General features: G+C 43.3%; 17 protein-coding genes. 9 read left to right on the top strand and 8 right to left on the bottom strand.

Features of this window, described 5'->3' with window-relative positions; genetic code table 11:
- Positions 1 to 138: 138 nt before the first annotated feature.
- Together SU60_RS13565 and aroG are read right to left on the bottom strand one after the other, a co-directional pair.
- Positions 139 to 1,701 (bottom strand): methyl-accepting chemotaxis protein, encoded by a 1,563-nt coding sequence (locus SU60_RS13565; RefSeq protein WP_041155966.1) that lies wholly within the window; start codon positions 1,699 to 1,701, stop codon positions 139 to 141.
- Positions 1,702 to 2,070: 369 nt separating this feature from the next.
- Positions 2,071 to 3,123, bottom strand: a complete 1,053-nt coding sequence (gene aroG, locus SU60_RS13560; RefSeq protein WP_041155965.1) for a 3-deoxy-7-phosphoheptulonate synthase AroG — start codon at positions 3,121 to 3,123, stop codon at positions 2,071 to 2,073.
- Between the two features lie 492 nt (positions 3,124 to 3,615).
- Between aroG and SU60_RS13555 the strand changes: the two genes are divergently transcribed.
- On the top strand, positions 3,616 to 4,608 hold the full coding sequence (locus tag SU60_RS13555; protein ID WP_041155964.1) for an OmpA family protein: 993 nt from the start codon (positions 3,616 to 3,618) through the stop codon (positions 4,606 to 4,608).
- Positions 4,609 to 4,731: 123 nt separating this feature from the next.
- Here SU60_RS13555 and SU60_RS13550 read toward each other — a convergent pair whose 3' ends face one another.
- A complete protein-coding gene (locus SU60_RS13550; protein ID WP_041155963.1) occupies positions 4,732 to 5,334 on the bottom strand; it encodes a beta-phosphoglucomutase family hydrolase in 603 nt (200 codons plus the stop codon).
- A 76-nt stretch (positions 5,335 to 5,410) separates the two neighbouring features.
- On the opposite strand from SU60_RS13550, the gene arfB reads away from it, so the two are divergent.
- The 3 genes from arfB to SU60_RS13535 all read left to right on the top strand — a co-directional run bounded on the left by arfB (position 5,411) and on the right by SU60_RS13535 (position 8,360).
- Positions 5,411 to 5,824 carry an alternative ribosome rescue aminoacyl-tRNA hydrolase ArfB gene (arfB, locus tag SU60_RS13545; protein ID WP_041155962.1) on the top strand — a complete coding sequence of 138 codons (414 nt, stop codon included), beginning with the start codon at positions 5,411 to 5,413 and terminating at the stop codon, positions 5,822 to 5,824.
- 85 nt (positions 5,825 to 5,909) lie between these two features.
- The gene (locus SU60_RS13540) at positions 5,910 to 7,682 is read left to right on the top strand and encodes a methyl-accepting chemotaxis protein (RefSeq protein WP_041155961.1); all 1,773 of its coding nucleotides are present in this window, start codon (positions 5,910 to 5,912) and stop codon (positions 7,680 to 7,682) included.
- 213 nt (positions 7,683 to 7,895) lie between these two features.
- Positions 7,896 to 8,360 carry a dCMP deaminase family protein gene (locus SU60_RS13535; protein WP_041155960.1) on the top strand — a complete coding sequence of 155 codons (465 nt, stop codon included), beginning with the start codon at positions 7,896 to 7,898 and terminating at the stop codon, positions 8,358 to 8,360.
- Positions 8,361 to 8,483: 123 nt separating this feature from the next.
- Here the strand turns inward: SU60_RS13535 and pepT are convergent, their stop codons facing one another.
- Positions 8,484 to 9,713 carry a peptidase T gene (pepT, locus tag SU60_RS13530; protein WP_041155959.1) on the bottom strand — a complete coding sequence of 410 codons (1,230 nt, stop codon included), beginning with the start codon at positions 9,711 to 9,713 and terminating at the stop codon, positions 8,484 to 8,486.
- Positions 9,714 to 9,866: 153 nt separating this feature from the next.
- Positions 9,867 to 10,727 carry a DUF6279 family lipoprotein gene (locus SU60_RS13525; RefSeq protein WP_041155958.1) on the bottom strand — a complete coding sequence of 287 codons (861 nt, stop codon included), beginning with the start codon at positions 10,725 to 10,727 and terminating at the stop codon, positions 9,867 to 9,869.
- Between the two features lie 288 nt (positions 10,728 to 11,015).
- Here SU60_RS13525 and SU60_RS13520 point away from each other — a divergent pair, with 288 nt between their 5' ends.
- Positions 11,016 to 11,189: a hypothetical protein gene (locus SU60_RS13520; protein ID WP_041155957.1), complete on the top strand. Its 174-nt coding sequence runs from the start codon at positions 11,016 to 11,018 to the stop codon at positions 11,187 to 11,189.
- 119 nt (positions 11,190 to 11,308) lie between these two features.
- Here the strand turns inward: SU60_RS13520 and SU60_RS13515 are convergent, their stop codons facing one another.
- Positions 11,309 to 11,623, bottom strand: coding sequence for a DMT family transporter (locus SU60_RS13515; RefSeq protein WP_041155956.1), 315 nt, complete (start codon positions 11,621 to 11,623; stop codon positions 11,309 to 11,311).
- Positions 11,624 to 11,778: 155 nt separating this feature from the next.
- Here SU60_RS13515 and SU60_RS13510 point away from each other — a divergent pair, with 155 nt between their 5' ends.
- A complete protein-coding gene (locus tag SU60_RS13510; RefSeq protein WP_041155955.1) occupies positions 11,779 to 12,666 on the top strand; it encodes a LysR family transcriptional regulator in 888 nt (295 codons plus the stop codon).
- 24 nt (positions 12,667 to 12,690) lie between these two features.
- On the opposite strand, the gene SU60_RS13505 is transcribed toward SU60_RS13510, so the two are convergent.
- Together SU60_RS13505 and narQ are read right to left on the bottom strand one after the other, a co-directional pair.
- A complete protein-coding gene (locus SU60_RS13505; protein ID WP_041155989.1) occupies positions 12,691 to 13,305 on the bottom strand; it encodes a response regulator in 615 nt (204 codons plus the stop codon).
- 4 nt (positions 13,306 to 13,309) lie between these two features.
- Complete coding sequence (gene narQ / locus SU60_RS13500; protein WP_041155954.1) at positions 13,310 to 15,046, bottom strand: nitrate/nitrite two-component system sensor histidine kinase NarQ; 1,737 nt, start codon at positions 15,044 to 15,046, stop codon at positions 13,310 to 13,312.
- 266 nt (positions 15,047 to 15,312) lie between these two features.
- On the opposite strand from narQ, the gene napF reads away from it, so the two are divergent.
- Genes napF through napA form a run of 3 tightly spaced genes read left to right on the top strand, consistent with a single transcriptional unit; the run spans position 15,313 to position 18,630 of the window.
- A complete protein-coding gene (gene napF / locus SU60_RS13495) occupies positions 15,313 to 15,795 on the top strand; it encodes a ferredoxin-type protein NapF (protein ID WP_041155988.1) in 483 nt (160 codons plus the stop codon).
- Between the two features lie 40 nt (positions 15,796 to 15,835).
- A complete protein-coding gene (locus tag SU60_RS13490) occupies positions 15,836 to 16,144 on the top strand; it encodes a chaperone NapD (protein ID WP_041155953.1) in 309 nt (102 codons plus the stop codon).
- The gene (gene napA / locus SU60_RS13485) at positions 16,141 to 18,630 is read left to right on the top strand and encodes a periplasmic nitrate reductase subunit alpha (protein ID WP_041155952.1); all 2,490 of its coding nucleotides are present in this window, start codon (positions 16,141 to 16,143) and stop codon (positions 18,628 to 18,630) included. Before SU60_RS13490 ends, napA begins: the two co-directional genes overlap by 4 nt.
- Positions 18,631 to 18,662 lie beyond the last annotated feature (32 nt).

Genomic DNA, 18,662 nt, shown 5'->3' with positions numbered 1-18,662 from the left:
AACTGACAATGTTGTAAACACAGCCAAAGAACTGCTCGCTTAATCTAAGGTTTGCACTCTAAAGTTTGTATAAAACATCAAACCCCCACTGTTTTCAGTGGGGGTTTTCATATAATCACGACATAAACCGGATTGTGTCTACTTGTGCTCAAACCTGAGTGCTAACTGATAAAAATCGTTAACCTGCTCTTTCAGGTCAATACTGCTTTGTTCAACAGAGTGTGTGGCAGCTAAGTTTTGTTCCGCAGTCGAGGCAATAGATTTAATATGCAAGTTTACATCACTCGCCAGTTTTAGCTGATTATCGGCAGTCTGTGCCACGTTGATCATCAAGCCACTCATCGATTGCATCATTTGTTCGACTTCTGACAAGCGGAGTGTACTTTGTTCAGCAATCTCAGTGCAGGCATCTGTTTGATCTTTATTTTCGATGATATCTTTTTGCCAACTCTGAATCGTCGAGAGCATAGTAGAAAGCGACGCTTGAATTTGCTCTGTGGCATTCGATGTTCTACCTGACAGAGCACGCACTTCATCGGCAACCACGGCGAAGCCTCGTCCTTGCTCCCCCGCTCTTGCCGCTTCAATCGCGGCGTTTAAAGCTAACAAATTGGTTTGTTCGGCAATACCACCAATTTCCTCCATCAAATGATTTACTTTCTGAGCCTGATCGCTGAGATGATAAGTGGTTTCCTTGGCTTTTTCTGCTTGGCGCGATAACTGAGCCAAGTTGTTGTTGGTTTGCTCTATGGTTTCTTTCGCCATTAAGCACGAGTTGAGCGTGCCATCAATCAGTTCGTGAGCATCATTGGTGCTGGAGGATGCGGAGTTTGCTGAAGACTCTACTTCTTGCATCGCATCTCGAACTCTTTGTATATCTTCATTTTGCTGATTCAATGCAGTGTGTACTTCAGACGTCGTTTGGCTCAAGCTTTCTGCACACGCTTGTAATGGTAACGCGGAGTCTGTCATACGTCCCAAAACCGTTCGGATTCGAGCTGACAGCATTTTGATATGAAAATCTGCAACAGAAAATGCAGTATTACCCGAATAAATGGTACGACTGACACTGTCATATTGATTTCGTAACAGCTTCAATTGCTTAGGGGTATCGATCAAGTCTTGACGAAACAACAATGCTAAGATCCCCGCTGGCATAAGATTCGCCAACCAAGCGAAAGGACCTTCTATGCCAAATGCATAAGCTAAGGCCGGCGCGGCCAATGCTCCTATTAGAATGACATAGCGTAACATGTCATTTACTTTAAAAGTCCAACTGCGTCCAGATGTTTCGGCAGTTCTCATTCTTTTGTAGACTTTCTCGGCAATATCTACCCACTCTCGCTTCGGCTTAACGCGCACCGATTGATAACCTACTATTTGGTTATTTTCATAAATTGGCGTTACATAAGCGTCAACCCAATAATAGCCACCCGATTTGGTTCTATTTTTCACCATACCGCGCCATGCCTTTCCTTGTTTCAAGCGCGCCCACATGTCGCCAAATGCGCCTTTAGGCATATCGCTATGACGAACGAGGTTATGATTTTGACCGACTAACTCTTCAAAGCTGTATTCTGCCACACGACAAAACGCTTCATTACAGTAAGTAATCACGCCTTGCAAATCTGTCGTAGAAACGAGTTCTTCAAACTCTCCTACAAGTGTTTCATTGGTATTATTTATTGAGCTATCTGACATCAACACTGCCTCTAATTGTTATAGTTTTATCATTCAATCGAATACTCAGCATTGGTCGTAAACGATTGCGTCGAAGAAGTTAATACTTTATCGACAAGAAATCTAACCACTTAACACTAAAGTGCTATTTAAATGAGTGACGAAACACACAAAACAACCAAGTTGTGAATAAGATGTAAACTTGATTAACTCTAACTCTAATAGAAAAGGAGGATTGTTTGATCGGTAGATGGCTTTAAATCTAGTGTGTTTTAAAACAGACAGTTTTCATGTTTGTTAGAGCGCACAAAAAAGCCCCCATTAACTTTATTTCAAGCTGTTGGGGGCTTTTACTATCACTGGGAGATATGACAGTCTGTATCGTAGTACTTATCGGTTACGACGCGCTTTTACTGCGTCTGAGAGTTGGCGTAAGACAGTTTCGGTATCTTCCCAGTTAATACACGCGTCGGTAATAGACTGACCGTAAGTTGAGGCTTTGCCATCAATAAGATCTTGTCGACCTTCCACTAGATGTGACTCTATCATCACACCAAAAATTGCATCTTCACCACCAGAAATTTGTTCTGAAACATCATCAGAAACAAGCATTTGACGCTTAAATTGCTTTGAGCTGTTCGCGTGACTAAAGTCGATCATGACTTTTTTCGGTAACTTAGAAGCTTCTAACTCATCTTTGATCTTAGCGACATGTGCGGCGCTGTAATTTGGTTCTTTACCACCGCGCAAAATAATATGACAGTCAGGGTTGCCCGCTGTTTCTACAATCGCAGAATGACCATATTTCGTTACGGATAAAAAATGGTGAGATGAGCTCGCAGAACGAATCGCATCACTTGCTATTTTGATATTACCGTCAGTACCATTCTTAAAACCAACAGGGCACGATAGACCAGACGCCAGTTCACGGTGCACTTGAGATTCGGTAGTACGAGCCCCAATAGCCCCCCAGCTAATTAAATCTGCAACATATTGAGGCGTGATCATATCGAGGAATTCGCTCGCGGTTGGTAACCCCATATCGGTTAGGTCTAGCAGAAGTTTACGACCAATACGCAGACCATCATTTAATTTGTAGGTGTCATTTAAGTAAGGGTCATTGATAAGTCCCTTCCAACCAACGGTTGTACGCGGTTTTTCAAAGTAGACGCGCATGACAACTTCGAGTTGTTCACCCAGTTCGTCACGTAATACTTTCAGCTTTTTTCCGTATTCCACAGCAGCTTCAGGATCATGAATCGAACAAGGGCCAACGATAACAAGTAATCTATCGTCCTTCCCTTCTAAGATATTGTGAATGGCGTTACGGCAATCAAAGGTCGTTGAAGCAGCGGTTTCAGTCGCAGGAAACTTCTCTAATACGGCAACAGGTGGCAATAACTCTTTAACTCTATTAATTCTTACATCATCAGTTTGAAACATTACTTCTACATCCTAGTTATTTTCCAGTCCTTTAAGTGCCAACTGAATTCACTGCCATATTGTTCATAAAGCAAGCAGCAGCAAGGGCTCTGGGTTCATCTTTTTCTATTGATTGGTGTAACTTATCGACTTACACGCAGCGTTGCAAACACTTTTTACAAAAAAAAGCAAACAAACGGCATGCGTTAACTTTTAAGCACATTGTAAACATTAATTTACACTTACAAAATTGGCTACAAGTTCAAATTAATTAGAGATTTTTTTATACACTTAAAAATCTTGTCTACAATGTAAGAAATATCAGAAGTTTGTAAGGAGTTTAGGGAATGCAAGCATATTTAGTGACAAACTGGAGGATATTTAGTAAAAGACTAATGCAGCTTGATGTTAAGCGAAACAACTATTAAACTAATTTCTTATAAATACTAGTTTTTTCTCAATTTTTGACTGTAAAACATATAAATTAATATGCAATCAATACAAGGAAACATTATGAACAAAGTAGCAATTGCAGTAGCAGCAGTGGTGGCTAGTGGTAGCGTTCTTTTAAATACTGCTCAGGCTGAAATGTACGTCGGGGGTAAAGCAGGCATGAGCACACTTGATGATGCTTGCTATCTAAACAGCCCTTGTGATGATGACGCTTTTGCCGCTGGTGTGCACGTTGGTTATAACTTCACCGACTTCATTGCTCTCGAATACGGTGTTGATTACCTAGGTGATTACGAGGCCAATTTCAAATCAGGTCCAAACACGGCTAATACTATTGATGGCGACCTATGGGCGATGACGCTTGCGCCAAAATTCAACTTGCATTTAACTGACTCTTTCAACTTGTTTGCTAAGTTGGGTGGTGCTTACATGATGTCTGGTAGCGAAAAAGACTTCGTTGGCACAGGCTCACTAGGTGCTGAATACGCGCTTAACGACAACTGGAGTCTGCGTGCAGAGTACCAACGTTACCAAGACATGTCTGATGACGTTTGGGACGATATGGATGCAAACTTCTTCGGTCTAGGTGTTAACTACACATTCGCGGCAGCGCCAGTTGTTGCTCCAGTTGTAGAAGAAGTGGTTGAGCCAGAGCCACAACCAGTTGCTGTTATGCAAACGCACAAAGAAGAGTACGGCACAGGTACATTCGAATTTGACAGTGCTAAGCTAACAGAAACGGTTAAAGAGCGTCTTGACAATGTGGTTGCGTTCCTAAACGAATACCCACAAGCTCAAGTTGAAGTGACTGGTTACACAGATACTTCTGGCCCAGCAGCTTACAACCAAAAACTGTCTGAGCGTCGTGCTCAATCTGTTGCTGATTACCTAATGGCTTCTGGCATTAGCAGCGACCGTTTCACAGTTTCTGGTATGGGTGAAGAAAACCCAATCGCAGACAACAGCACAAAAGAAGGTCGTGAGAAAAACCGTCGTGTTGAAGTCGTGATTCCTGAGTTCGAATACGAAACAATGGAAATGGTTCAACCATAATCCGCACGAAGTAAAAAATTAGTATTTTACGTTCAGGGGTGCATCGCACCCCTTTTTTATGACTGTTTTTTATGACTGATTAGTCAGTTGAAAACTCTGGAAGAAGATGATTATTTGGCTATGTTATGGCTTAGGATACAAAACCAAATCGTCCCCCTGAACCATCACACAATCCATACCTGCAGCATGCGCAGCACGCTTACCGAGATCCGTGTCTTCAAATACTAAACACGCCGAAGCTTCTATACCCAACTGCTCTGCGGCCAGCAAAAACGTATCAGGAAAAGGTTTATGATTCTTCACATCGGTTGCAGTTACCACTGCGTCCAATTTGTCTAAAATCCTAGAGTGACTCAACAAGCGTATAGCACTATCACGTTGGCTTCCCGTCCCCACCGCGATTTTTTTCTGCCCCAGATATTCTTCCAATACAGAGTGTGTGCATTCAATGATGTCACCGTGCAATTCCATCGCAGCAAAGGTTTCCATTTTATATTTTGCGACAGTTTTAGGATCTAGAGAGAGATCGTGCAACCGGTTTATTTCACCAACAATTTTAAAGCTTGGCATACCACCTAAACTGTGTAGCCAATCTTGAGAAAAAGGAAAATCGAATCGGTCAGCAGTCGCTTGCCAAGCCGCAAGATGTGCCGGCATGGTATCAAGTAAAGTGCCATCCATATCAAAGATGAATCCTTCGTAAGGCCTAAAATCAATCGTACTCATGTCTATTCTTCTTTTTCTACGTTTGTAGTGTTAATTTATCAGCTCTTTCATCCGTTCTTATCGGCAATCATCTACTATGCTAAAAATTTCGAACTCGATCACACTTTCCGAATGGGAAATCCAATTATCTCCGATAAGAGCTCAAGGAAATGGTGGGCAAAACGTTAATAAAGTAGCGTCTGCAATACACTTGCGCTTTGACATTTCGCGCTCCACTTTGCCTGCGTTCTACAAAGAGCGATTACTCGCTTTGTCAGACAGTCGGATATCTAAAGACGGAGTGATTATTATCAAAGCGCAACAATTCCGAACGCAAGAACAAAACAAAGAAGACGCACTGAATCGATTGAGAGAAATCATCGTTGCAGCCGTTGTACAGCATAAGAAGCGTATAAAAACAAAACCAACCCGCGCTTCTCAACGCCGAAGACTTGATCATAAAAACAAGCAAGGTGAAAAAAAACAGCAACGTAAAAAATTGCAGTTATAGGAAAATGCCGGCCTCAGAGTTCAAAGTTCACTTTGTTCAATGAGTTGAGCTGGCAATACAGTCCCCCGACTTAGGAAGCAATAGTATGACCATTAGGCAAAAACTCTATTTCCTTGGAGCTATCGCCATTTTAGGCATTGTGACTCTTTTGGGCACTTCGTCTTATTTTGCCAACCAAACGGAAGAACTGAATCGCGCGGTGAAACTTGTCGGTGATTTGGAAATTCGTTTACTGAACTTGCGCCGTAACGAAAAAGATTTTTTACTTCGCAAAGACACGAAATATTTGGATACATTCAATGGTAATACAGAGAAATTTGCGGATACTGAAAGTGAACTTGCTGACATATTGACTCGCTATGATCTTCCATCAAGCCAACAACTCAAACAAGATTTACTGTCTTATCAAGCGGGTTTCCAAACATTGGTAAATGCATACCAACAATACGGTCTCAACAACAAGAGTGGCTTGCTTGGACAGTATGAGAAACAATTATTAAGAACCAAACGGAATGCCAACCAAGAACAGACATCGTTGCTGACTTACTTTGATTCGGCTATCAAAGAAGGTAAGTTTGACGCTAGCTTAATCTATGGTCTCAATGCTCCAAACTTGTTGAGTATTGGTCAACAGCTTGCCGAGCAAAAACAAACCATTGGTCTTGCCTATAATCAAGGCTTGCTAGGCGAGACACGTAACTTATCACACACAATAGAAGAACAATTTAACGCGTTTTCTAACGCAATCAGCTCAGAATTAGAGCAACGTGAGACCCAAACAGGGGTGATAAAACAAACCATCACCGCTGTCGTACTGGTTGTTCTTATCGCCTTAATTTGGCAGATTTCTCGTTCAATCAATACACGTGTGAGTCGCTTGCTGGCGACCATCAAAAGCATCAGTGAAACGAACGATATCAGCGCGCGATCGACGCTATCTGGTAAAGACGAGCTGTATGATATCAGTCATCATTTGAATGATCTTCTCGATAAGCTAGAGCGACTCATACAAAATACTCAAGATAAATCGACGCAATTGACCTCAAGCACTGACAATATGCATCGAGAACTTGAGGGCGTGATAGAGCAGTTCCACGCACAAACCGATCACACTTCGTCAATGGCAACGGCCGTACAGCAAATGGTGGCAACTATCGCAGAAATTTCACAAAGTACATCGGTCGCAGTGGAAGGCGTTCATCACGCCGCAAACAATGCCCAGCAGGGACGAAATGTGGTTGAAGATACAGTGACAAACATCGGTCAATTGAGCCATCGCCTGTCAAACAGTCAGCAATCGATCAGCGCTTTAAATCAGCACGTAGCTAAAATTGGCGGCGCGGTGAATATTATCCAAGAGATCGCAGAACAGACCAATTTGCTCGCACTGAATGCCGCTATTGAAGCAGCGCGTGCCGGAGAACAAGGTCGAGGTTTTGCCGTCGTTGCCGATGAAGTTCGAGCCTTAGCGAGCCGTACCCATCAATCGACCGAAGAAATTACTCGAGTCGTCGTTGATATTCAGTATCAAATGTCGACGGTTGTCACTGATATTGACTTGTGTAACGATCAAGGACAGCAAACATTGAGCGCTTCAGAACAACTGGATGCGAGTTTGCAGCAAATTATCAACGACATGAATGCGATTCAAGGTAACTCAGAGCGTATTGCTTCAGCAATTGAAGAACAAGGCATCGTCATGAATCAAGTCAGCGAATCCATTACCGAGTTGAACGTTATTTCAGAAAACAACATGCAATCCGCTCAAGAATGCTTGCATGAAGTGGACTCTGTTTCTACACAAGCCCATGATATGGACGAAGCTGTGGCAGAGTTTAAAACCAGTGCTAATCAGTAAATAGCAGAGCTACCTCGCTCATTAAAGAGTAAGAAAGCCCGAACCATTACTGTCTCTTTATTGAGGTTCAGTTCATGCTTTGGGCTTTTTCTCATCAGTTGAGTATTGCTATACCCAAATGACTTCAAGATGCAGAATTCAGAGGGCATTATGTTTTAACATTAAATAGGTTATCATTCAGGTAGTTCAAAGACTTCGACCGAGAGGATAAACATGATTTCTAAATGGGCGAAACGTTTTTACCAAATGGCAGAATTGGTTGCGTCATGGAGTAAAGACCCATCGACACAAGTGGGTGCAGTCATCACCAAACAAAACCGCATTGTTTCGGTTGGTTTCAATGGTTACCCGCACGGCGTCTCTGACAGTGTTGATACGGATGAAAGAGAGTTGAAATACCTGAAAACACTGCATGCAGAAGAAAATGCGATACTATTTTCGAAACGAGACTTAGATGGCTGTGATATATGGGTGACCCACTTTCCGTGCCCGAATTGCGCAGCGAAAATTATCCAAACAGGCATATCACACGTTCACTGCCCCGAGCAATCAGACGATTTTTTATCTCGCTGGGGAGATAAAATTCAGGTAAGCCAAGATATGTTTGATCAGGCAGGTGTTGAGGTCGATTGGCTGCCTTTGAATGAACTCAATATTGAAGGTGGAGAGGTTCGTTAGCCACATCCTTAAGCATTGCCAATGCAATTACCCAAGTAGCAATACGCTTCTTGGGTAATTAAATTATTGAGTACCTGCGCGGTAAGCACGGCAATCTCTACTCTGATACTTTCTCACAAAAAGTTATCGATGCTGTTTTGCGGTTAGTTCAGCGATTTTGCAGATTACAAGTACTGACTTTTCCATCATTTCTACTGAAATAAACTCATGAATACCGTGAAAGTTAAAACCTCCGGTAAAGATATTCGGGCATGGTAGTCCCATAAAAGACAACCTAGCGCCATCAGTACCACCTCGTATAGGCTTTATGAGTGGTTCAACATCACACGCTTCCATGGCTTGTTTTGCGATCTCAATAATATGAGGGTGTGGTTCAACCATTTCGCGCATGTTGTAATAGCTATCGGCGATTTTCAACTCAACAGAACCATGTTTCAGTTCCGCATTCATTTCATCAGCGAGCTTTTTCATAAATGCTTTGCGTTTTTCAAGGCCATCGCGGTCAAAGTCTCGAATGATATACCCTAATTGACTGCGTGCGACGCTAATTTCGCCAGATTTAAGGTGATAAAACCCTTCATAACCTTCTGTTGTTTCCGGAGTTTGATCCGCTGGCATTTGAACCTGGAACTTCGCGGCAAGGTTCATTGCGTTCACCATTTTGCCTTTGGCGGTTCCTGGATGCACGCTGACACCATGGAAAACCACTTCTGCATTGGCGGCGTTAAAGTTTTCGTACTCTAACTCTCCTTGCGGACCACCATCGATAGTGTAAGCCCACTTAGCGCCAAATTTATCTACATCAAACAAGTTGGCACCACGTCCAATTTCTTCATCTGGTGTAAAGCCAATACAAATATCACCGTGAGGAATCTCTGGATTATCGATTAACACCGACACCGCAGACAGAATCTCAGCAATACCCGCTTTGTTATCCGCTCCCAGAAGTGTTGTGCCATCTGTGGTAATTAGATTATGGCCATGCAGATTATGTAAGTCTGGATATTGAACAGGGGACAACACTTCATCACCTAGGCCTAACGCAATGTCCCCTCCCTGATAGTCTTCAATAAATTGAGGTTTGACGTTTTTACCGGACGCATCTGGCGCGGTGTCCATATGCGCAATAAAGCCAATGGCGGGAACTGAATAGTCCACGTTGGATGGTAACTTAGCCATTAAATAGCCATGCTCACTCAGCGTCACATTGCTTAAGCCAAGTTCAATCATCTCTTTCTTTAGTTGCTCGGCAAATACAAGTTGACCATAACTGCTGGGACAATCTGTTACTTGAGGATTTGATTGGGTATCAAACGTGACGTAGCGAAGAAATCTATCAACTAAATGCTTCATATTTATTCTCGTTGTTTTAGGCGGTGACTGAATGGCTCACCACTGACTTACTCTTTCGCTATGCTACGCCCTTCCAGTTGTAAGAATTTGCTTTGAATCATTCTTTTCTCAAAAAATAGGGTTCATTGATGAGTTTAAAAATGTTGCTATCAGTTACTCCATCATATCTTCAGCTAATACGCGCCACTCTCTAACCTGCTCATGGAAATGTTGCCATTGGTTTTCATCCATCGACTGGGAAATTTGCAACGTAAGTTGATCGACTAAAGCCAAGTTACGTTCAATATTTTCCGATAGCTGTTCACTATAATAAAGCTCAGGTTCAAACAAAATCTGCATAAATACTTTTTGATAAACGATGCTATCAGTTTTATTCTCGAACAGATATTCAAGCTCCTGGTATACAGAGGCACGATAATTCCGCCATAACGGACTATTGAGTGTCACCTGCTGAGAAAACTGCTTCGCATACTCGCGCTGGTCTGGGGTTAGCTTTCCGATTAAGTCCTTTATCCAATCTTGAGTGTTTTCCAAAATGACACTTCGCACTTCCTGTTCTGTTTTACCAATATACTTGTCATTTCTTTCTTTATATCTATCTAATACATTATCCAAAAACTCATGCTGTTGCTTTTCAGACAATTGCATGCTTAAAGAAAAGAGATCAGGAGCAATTTTTTCTAGCAGGCGTTCATAATGCTCTACACCTCTTTCTCTATTTTTTTTCAAAAATGCTAAACTAATATCGCTTGGTTTTATCACTTCCAGCTCCTTTAAATGCGCAACATATAAAGGTAGCTCTTCTTTTTTGTGCCAATCCGTTAATAACAACAGCCTTTCTTCAACCATGGCTTCCTGTTCTTGATTTAATGACACATAGTCATCGATATAATCCATCACAAACCAGTCTATATTCTTATAAAAGAACTGCTTGGCGCATCCAAACAGCGTTAGAGCAACAACAAGTAAAGTGATATTACGAACTTTACTATTTACATCATGTAATTTAGCCACTTCCCTGCCTTCCCTTTTTTATCGTTTAAGTTCTATACTCGTATGGATTAATATTTACCGAAATAACGTCAAGATGCTGGACTTAGAGTATCGCCGTATCTGAAAAACAAGCCACGCTAACGGCTCCTGTGTCTTATGGTTATTTAGGTATGACAACAAACTTACGCTAGAGTGACATTTGTATACCTTTTTATCGACTAATATCTCTGGCAAAGCACTATTTAGTACACGAGACAACGCTGCCAATATGAGTATACAACTTATACGAATGGTTTCAGGAGGCAAAGGATGATCGCCGCAGAGCAACTAGATACAACAGTAGAATATGAAGTTCGTTATTTTGAGCAAGGCAAAATGCATCGCATGCTAGTCGTAGCTGAAAACAAAGACGAGGCTCATCAGTATTATTTAGAGTGTGGGAAACACAACATTGATTTGTATTCTATTCGCCCTGACAAGTAATGAGATCACATGCTGCCTAACGCCATCAAAGGCAGCACGGCTATAGCGTATTTCAACGCAACTTGGATTGATGAAACACGCTCATTTATTAGTGGCATGAGGTGTTACGTGTCCAGGGTTCAGTGCCCCAGCTTTAGCATCACGACACCAAACAAAATCAACATAATACCGATATACCGAGCCATGGACGTAGGATCGCCATAAAAGAATACGCCGACCAGAAATGTACCTGCCGCACCGATTCCAGTCCAAACCGCATAGGCCGTCCCCATTGGGATTTCACGCTGAGCAGCGAACAACAACGCCCCACTGATAGCCATAAACGCAACCGCCATCGAGATTCCTAAGACCTTATTTCCAGATTGTGCCACTTTTAACCCGACTGGCCACCCGATTTCCGTGATACCAGCTAACAATAAGTAGAACCAGCTCATACATTGCTCCAAATTTGATAAACAAAGATACCAACCCTAGCCAATGACTGCTAATGAATTTAAAGGGGATGGTATCAGCGTAAAAAGAAATATTTGCGCGTTATCGTATCGATTATTATGATAGATAAAAGTTAATAACTATCGATTTTTTTCATATGTTAAGCTTGGAACAAGTAAAAATGTTTGTACTGTCGGCTGAATTAGGGTCATTTTCTGCATGCGCTAGAAAGATGGGAAAAGTTCAGTCTGCGGTCAGTCATGGTATCAATACGTTGGAAATCGACTTAGGTATTGAGCTGTTTAATCGCACAGCGAGAAACCCAACGTTAACGCCAGCAGGTGAACGTTTGATTCGTAGTGCTAAAAATCTGTTAGCTCAAGCGGATGAGTTTGAAGACATCGCACAGTCCATGGAAAGAAACGAAGAGAGTCAATTAACGATTGCCATCGACGATGGTGTATATAACGCTCAACTCGCCAATTTGTTCAAGCGTTTGGATACCCAGTTTCCAACCATACAAATCGACGTTCTCAGCCTCGCATCGGGTGACATCAGTGCAGAAGTTGCCACTGGTAATGCGGATATCGGCATTATGTTCACGGAAGTAGAAGCCATCAAACAAGTCGACTTTTGCTATGTAGGCAGTATCGATTTCCTGCCCGTTTGCCACCCTGACTACCCTCTAGCCGATATCAGTGTCCAATTGCAGTCTGATTTAACCCCATTTCGTCAACTGGCCGTAAGAGGAAAATCCCAAGTCGAGTCCCAAGCGTTGATTAGCATCGCACCTAAAGTATGGTGGAGCTCCAGCCATTACAGTGTGTTAGAGCTGGTCAAACAACAAGTCGGCTGGGCTTATCTACCGTCATTTTTGGTCGAGAACTTAATCGTCACTAATGAGCTACACAAAGTGAATGTCCCTTTTGACCACAAACCTTGGAATGCACCTGTCGATTTAGTGTTTAAAAAGGGTAGAGCAAATGGCCCCGTCTTTCAGTGGCTGTTCGATGAACTCAAACAGATATTCACTCCAAGAAATTGACCATCGCTATGTCCTCGCTTTAGATTATTTATGCTCTCCAAAACGCTCTAAATAGAGCACAGTGGCTGCCGTGCGCGATGGGACTTTTAGTTTTTTCAACAAGCTTTTCATATGCACTTTGACTGTTGATTCAGAGATAAAAAGACGATCTGCAATTTGCTTGTTACGAAACCCTTTCGCCACTTCTTGCAGAATTTGTGTTTCACGCTCCGTCAGCGCATCAAATACATCTTCTTGCTCCAAACGCTCATTCATATATTTTAACACTTCGCGGCTATACGCTTTGTCACCGTTATGAATTTTAGCCAGCAACTCAACTAACTCGTCCGGCTCGGTATCTTTAAGCAAATAACCATCTGCGCCATTACGAATGATCGATTCAATATCAGCGGGGCTATCTGACACAGTGAGAATCACAATACGTGCATCGCAGTCATCTGCTCGCAATGCTTTTAGCGTATCCAAACCGGACATTCCTTTCATATTAAGATCTAGCAGTATCAGGTCTAAATCAGTCTCGTGCGCTTTTGCAACAGCATCGGCTCCATTGCTCACTTCTGCGACGACTTCAAACAGAGGTTCGAAACTTAATAGCTGATGGATCCCACGTCGCATCAAAGGATGATCATCTACTAGCATTACTTTACACACTGTCACTGTTTGGCCCCTTATTATTCATGAATTCAAGTTTTACGACACAACCGTTGTTTGTTGATGCAGCAATCTCTAGGTTGGCCTGTAATCGCTCTGCACGTTCTTGCATTATGCTCATACCATAATGATTTATTTTATTCTCTTGATGGGCAAAACCAATACCATCATCCTCAATGCTCACCCTCACATGTCCGTTGTTATCGACACATTGTATTTGAATTTTTGTGGCTTGGGCATGCTTCATTGCATTGACGACGGCCTCACGGATCAATTGCAGTAAATGCACTTGCTGATGCGCATCTAACTCCGTCGAGGACAATTGGTTGTCTAATACTATTTGCGCGGGCGTTTGTTCACTAAGATTGTTCACCATTTCATGTAGTGCCTGCCCAAAACTGCCTTCTTTTATGGTTAAACGGAATGTCGTTAATAACTCGCGAAGCTGAGTGTAAGCGGCTGAAAGCCCAGTATCCAGTTCATCAATGACTGAATTCGCTTGCTGTATTGCGGTTCCATCCGGCAATCGCTTCACGCTTCTTTTAAGCAAGGTTACCTGAATTTTCAAGTAAGAGAGCGCTTGCGCAAGCGAGTCATGTAATTCGCGGGCAATGGTCGCCCTCTCTTCCATTAATAAGATCTGCTCAGCTTGCCGCTGCGCTCGATTGTAGTACACCGCCCGAGACAGAATCTGCACAAAGTTGCCAATTAGCGTTTCATCCGGACACGGTAATCCAGCTTTCCAGTACAGGTAGCCTAAATGCTCACCATCTAATGTCATTGGATTTGCATGGCACTCATCATCGCATTCGGCGCAACACTCCTCTCCCTCAGTGAGAATCCAGTTAGGCTCCCCTAGTTGTTCAATTTCTAATTTCACCGCTTTTATCCCTTCAAGGCTTGCAATGTGCTGCAAAATGGCTTGAAAGTTATCTTGGCTTATGCGAGATGCGGCGAGTTCGGTGGATGAGTTATATAGAACTTCAAGAGTTTGATTCGCTTGCTGTAACTTCCGCGTTTTTTCATCTACGGCTTGCTCTAGACCTCGGTATAACTTACCCAGATCGGTGGCCATTCGATTAAACGTTTTGGTCAGGATCCCCATTTCGTTATCGCTTTGAACATCTAACGAAATATTGAATGTACGGTTCTGAATTTGCTCACTGGCAAACACCAGCGCTTTTAATGGCCGGACAACTTCTCTTCTAACAAAGTGCACAACAAACAAACTGGCAAACAAGATCCCGCCAAGTCCTAAACCACCGACCCAGGCAAGATTAATTAGCTTTTGCTCTGAGTAGTTTTGCAATTTAAAAACAAACCCATCGATTTGCTCCACGAACCCTGCGACTAATTGCTGATATTGGCCTGGGTCATCCCCTTTAAGAACTTGCTTTAACGCCTGCCACCGCTCAATTAAACGGTGGTAATCCTGAGTAATATCCTCAGGGACTGTCCAATGTTGAAGGGACTTCATACTGGGTGAATAAATTGAGTGTTCAAATGTGTCAATATGTGAAGAGTAATCAACAGACTGAGTGTAAATATCATAGGCCAATCGGTAGCTTTGCATCCGCATTGAACCAGAAACATTCACCGCCTCAGCGTCATTGAGACTGGATGCCAAAGTAAAAATCGCAAAACCCACGGTCGCGACGGAGAGGAATAGAATCACGACCATTGCAGACGCTATCGTGTGCGTTACAGATTTCCTTATATTTCTAAACACCCTGAGCTCCCTACTATTCTTTTCATTGTGACTTTACTTATGTAATGAACTCACGACCTCGAAACTTTATCAATATGTGATCACATCGATCTGAATTTATTGATCCAAAACAATATAGCGGGCCATTTACCTCCTAAGGGGTATTTATACAAATAAGACAAAAACTAAAATTTCATTAAGTTTCATGTGGATTTATGAAAATTAAGCGTGGTCTATACTCATTAAAGTTCAAACATAGAGGAAACCATGCGGGTCAAGGGAACAAAATGGTCAACCTTTCTAGAAGACGATTGTTTGCAATAAAAACCACCAACAGCGCAGTGCGCCTGCCTTGGTTAGTTAGACCTGCGGAATTTACGGACGCCTGCACTCGTTGTGGACGATGTATCGATGCCTGTGAAACCAACATAATCACCAAAAGTGATGGTGGCTTTCCTGCGGTCGATTTTTCTATCGATGAATGCACGTTTTGTTATCAATGTGCGGATTCATGCCCAGAGTCATTATTTTCACCCAAAACTGAAGTGCCTTGGCAAGCGAAAGCAGAAATAAATGAAACCTGTCTGGCACAGAATAATGTCGAATGCAGAAGTTGTGGGGATATGTGCGACCCAATGGCAATCCAGTTCAAATTAGAACTCGGCAAAGTAGCACAACCAATTATCAATATTGATGAATGCAACGGCTGCGGCGCCTGCGTTTCCGTTTGCCCTACATCGTCCATCAATGTGAGCAATACACAAGCCTAAACAATAAGCTTAGGCACAGAAAAATAAATGAGAGAGCCATATGTCACTAAATGAAGTGCATATTTCAAGCTTAGTAGTTCATGTACTGCCGGAACATCTAGATGAGGTGAAGCGCCAGATCGAAGCATATGAAAACGCAGAGATCTATGGTGACAGCCCAGAAGGAAAAATCGTCGTGGTACTGGAAACTAAGAACCAAGGTTTCATCACCAGCACCATTGATGCGATTAATAATTTACCGAATGTCTTGAGTACAGTTTTGGTCTATCACCAAATCGAATCCGAGCAAGAAGAAGCAAACCTAAAAGACACTGGAACAAAACATTCCCAAATAGAGGGTGAAGTATGAAAATGACAAGACGTGCGTTTGTGAAAGCAAACGCAGCTGCATCAGCTGCGGCTGTCGCAGGTATTACCTTACCGGCCTCGGCTACCAACCTGATTGCCAGCTCAGACCAAACCAAAATCACATGGGATAAGGCGCCTTGTCGTTTTTGCGGTACTGGCTGCTCTGTTCTTGTTGGTACACAAAATGGCAAAGTGGTTGCGACGCAAGGTGATCCAGAAGCGCCTGTAAACAAGGGGCTGAACTGTATAAAAGGCTATTTCTTATCGAAAATCATGTACGGTAAAGATCGCTTGACGCAGCCTTTACTACGAATGAAAGACGGCAAATTCCATAAAGATGGCGAGTTCACTCCTATTTCTTGGGATGACGCTTTCGACATCATGGCAGAAAAATGGAAAGCGTCACTTGAGAAAAAAGGCCCAACCAGTGTTGGAATGTTTGGCTCTGGACAATGGACCGTCATGGAAGGTTATGCGGCCTCTAAATTGATGAAGGCGGGCTTCCGCTCAAACAATATCGATCCGAACGCGCGCCACTGCATGGCATCAGCAGTTGGTGGTTTTATGCGCGCATTTGGTATTGACGAACCGATGGGTTGTTACGACGACTTTGAAAACGCAGACGCATTTGTGCTGTGGGGTTCAAACATGGCAGAGATGCACCCGGTGCTATGGACTCGTGTCACTGACCGCCGCTTAAGTCATCCGCATGTTAAAGTGAACGTTTTATCCACCTACTACCATCGTTCGTTTGAGTTGGCCGACACAGGATACATTTTCAAACCACAATCTGACCTTGCGATTGCTAACTTCATCGCTAATTACATTATCGAGAACGACGCCGTCAACTGGGAGTTCGTAAACAAGCATACTAACTTTACCCAAACAGATACTGACATCGGTTACGGCCTTCGTGATGATGACCCGCTACAAAAAGCAGCGAAGAACCCAAATTCGGGCAAACTGACTTCTATCTCTTTTGAGGAATACAAACAGTCAGTTGCGCCTTACACAGTAGAAAAAGCCTCTGAAATTTCAGGTGTTGAGCCAGAGAAACTGATCGAACTGGCGAAACAGTATGCGGATCCAAACATCAAAGTGATGTCGCTTTGGACAATGGGCATGAACCAGCATACTCGTGGCGTGTGGATGAACAACTTAGTTTACAACATCCACTTACTGACGGGTAAAATTTCCACTCCGGGTAACAGTCCATTCTCTCTTACAGGTCAACCTTCGGCTTGTGGCACAGCGCGTGAAGTAGGTACCTTTTCGCACCGCCTACCAGCAGATATGGTCGTTGCGAACCCTAAACACCGTGCGATCGCAGAGAAAATTTGGAAATTGCCAGAAGGAACGATTCCACCAAAACCGGGCTTCCATGCCGTACTGCAAGACCGCATGTTGCATGATGGTGTTTTGAACTGTTACTGGGTTCAATGTAACAACAACATGCAAGCAGGCCCGAACATCAACACTGAGCGTCTTCCTGGTTACCGTAATCCGGAAAACTTCATAGTGGTGTCAGACCCATACCCTACCGCGACTGCGCAAGCAGCGGACTTAGTGCTACCAACAGCAATGTGGATAGAAAAAGAAGGCGCTTACGGCAATGCTGAGCGCCGCACCCAAGCTTGGTACCAACAAGTGAAAACATTTGGCGAAGCAAAATCGGACTCTTGGCAGGTAATGGAATTCGCAAAACGTTTCAAAATGGAAGAAGTATGGCCAGAAGAGTTGCTGGAAAAAGCACCTGAATATCGTGGCAAAACGATGTTCGACGTACTGTTTAAGAACGGTCAAGTCGACAAGTTCCCAATCGAAGAAGCACGTGAGCTCAACGACGATGCTCACCACTTCGGCTTCTATGTTCAAAAAGGCTTGTTTGAAGAATACGCATCGTTTGGCCGTGGTCATGGTCACGATTTAGCCCCTTACGATGTATACCACACCGTACGTGGTCTTCGCTGGCCAGTTGTTGATGGCAAAGAAACGCAATGGCGCTTTAAAGAGGGCTCAGATCCATACGCTAAAGCGGGTTCTGGATGGGATTTCTACGGCAACGCAGATGGCAAAGCGAAGATTATCTCAGCACCATACGAAGCGCCACCAGAGACACCAGATGCGGAGCACGACCTATGGCTATGTACAGGCCGGGTGCTCGAACACTGGCACACTGGCACCATGACTCGTCGTGTTCCTGAGCTCTACAAAGCGGTACCAGATGCGGTTTGTTACATGCACCCAGATGACGCTAAAGCACGCAACGTTCGTCGTGGAGAAGAAGTGCTGATTGCCAATAAACGAGGTGAAGTCCGAGTGCGTGTTGAAACTCGCGGACGCAACCGTCCACCAAAAGGCTTGGTATTCGTACCATTCTTTGATGCTCGTATTTTGATTAACAAGTTGATCCTTGATGCGACTGACCCACTGTCAAAACAGACAGACTTTAAGAAGTGTCCGGTCAAAATCACTAAGGTCGCTTAACTCTTCAAATATCGAATAAAACGGCCGTCCAC

Origin of the sequence: Vibrio mytili (genome assembly GCF_000830505.1) — a bacterium.
Taxonomy (GTDB): Bacteria; Pseudomonadota; Gammaproteobacteria; order Enterobacterales; family Vibrionaceae; genus Vibrio; species Vibrio mytili.
The sequence above is the reverse complement of the archived record's forward strand: the minus strand, read 5'-3'. Positions and strand labels throughout refer to the sequence as shown.

Bases quoted from the DNA above. Each gene is read 5' to 3' on its own strand.
- SU60_RS13565 (WP_041155966.1), bottom strand. From the start codon at position 1,701: ATGTCAGATAGCTCAATAAATAATACCAATGAAACACTTGTAGGAGAG.
- aroG (WP_041155965.1), bottom strand. From the start codon at position 3,123: ATGTTTCAAACTGATGATGTAAGAATTAATAGAGTTAAAGAGTTATTG.
- SU60_RS13555 (WP_041155964.1), top strand. From the start codon at position 3,616: ATGAACAAAGTAGCAATTGCAGTAGCAGCAGTGGTGGCTAGTGGTAGC.
- SU60_RS13550 (WP_041155963.1), bottom strand. From the start codon at position 5,334: ATGAGTACGATTGATTTTAGGCCTTACGAAGGATTCATCTTTGATATG.
- arfB (WP_041155962.1), top strand. From the start codon at position 5,411: ATGCTAAAAATTTCGAACTCGATCACACTTTCCGAATGGGAAATCCAA.
- SU60_RS13540 (WP_041155961.1), top strand. From the start codon at position 5,910: ATGACCATTAGGCAAAAACTCTATTTCCTTGGAGCTATCGCCATTTTA.
- SU60_RS13535 (WP_041155960.1), top strand. From the start codon at position 7,896: ATGATTTCTAAATGGGCGAAACGTTTTTACCAAATGGCAGAATTGGTT.
- pepT (WP_041155959.1), bottom strand. From the start codon at position 9,713: ATGAAGCATTTAGTTGATAGATTTCTTCGCTACGTCACGTTTGATACC.
- SU60_RS13520 (WP_041155957.1), top strand. From the start codon at position 11,016: ATGATCGCCGCAGAGCAACTAGATACAACAGTAGAATATGAAGTTCGT.
- SU60_RS13515 (WP_041155956.1), bottom strand. From the start codon at position 11,623: ATGAGCTGGTTCTACTTATTGTTAGCTGGTATCACGGAAATCGGGTGG.
- SU60_RS13510 (WP_041155955.1), top strand. From the start codon at position 11,779: ATGTTAAGCTTGGAACAAGTAAAAATGTTTGTACTGTCGGCTGAATTA.
- SU60_RS13505 (WP_041155989.1), bottom strand. From the start codon at position 13,305: ATGCTAGTAGATGATCATCCTTTGATGCGACGTGGGATCCATCAGCTA.
- napF (WP_041155988.1), top strand. From the start codon at position 15,313: ATGGTCAACCTTTCTAGAAGACGATTGTTTGCAATAAAAACCACCAAC.
- SU60_RS13490 (WP_041155953.1), top strand. From the start codon at position 15,836: ATGTCACTAAATGAAGTGCATATTTCAAGCTTAGTAGTTCATGTACTG.
- napA (WP_041155952.1), top strand. From the start codon at position 16,141: ATGAAAATGACAAGACGTGCGTTTGTGAAAGCAAACGCAGCTGCATCA.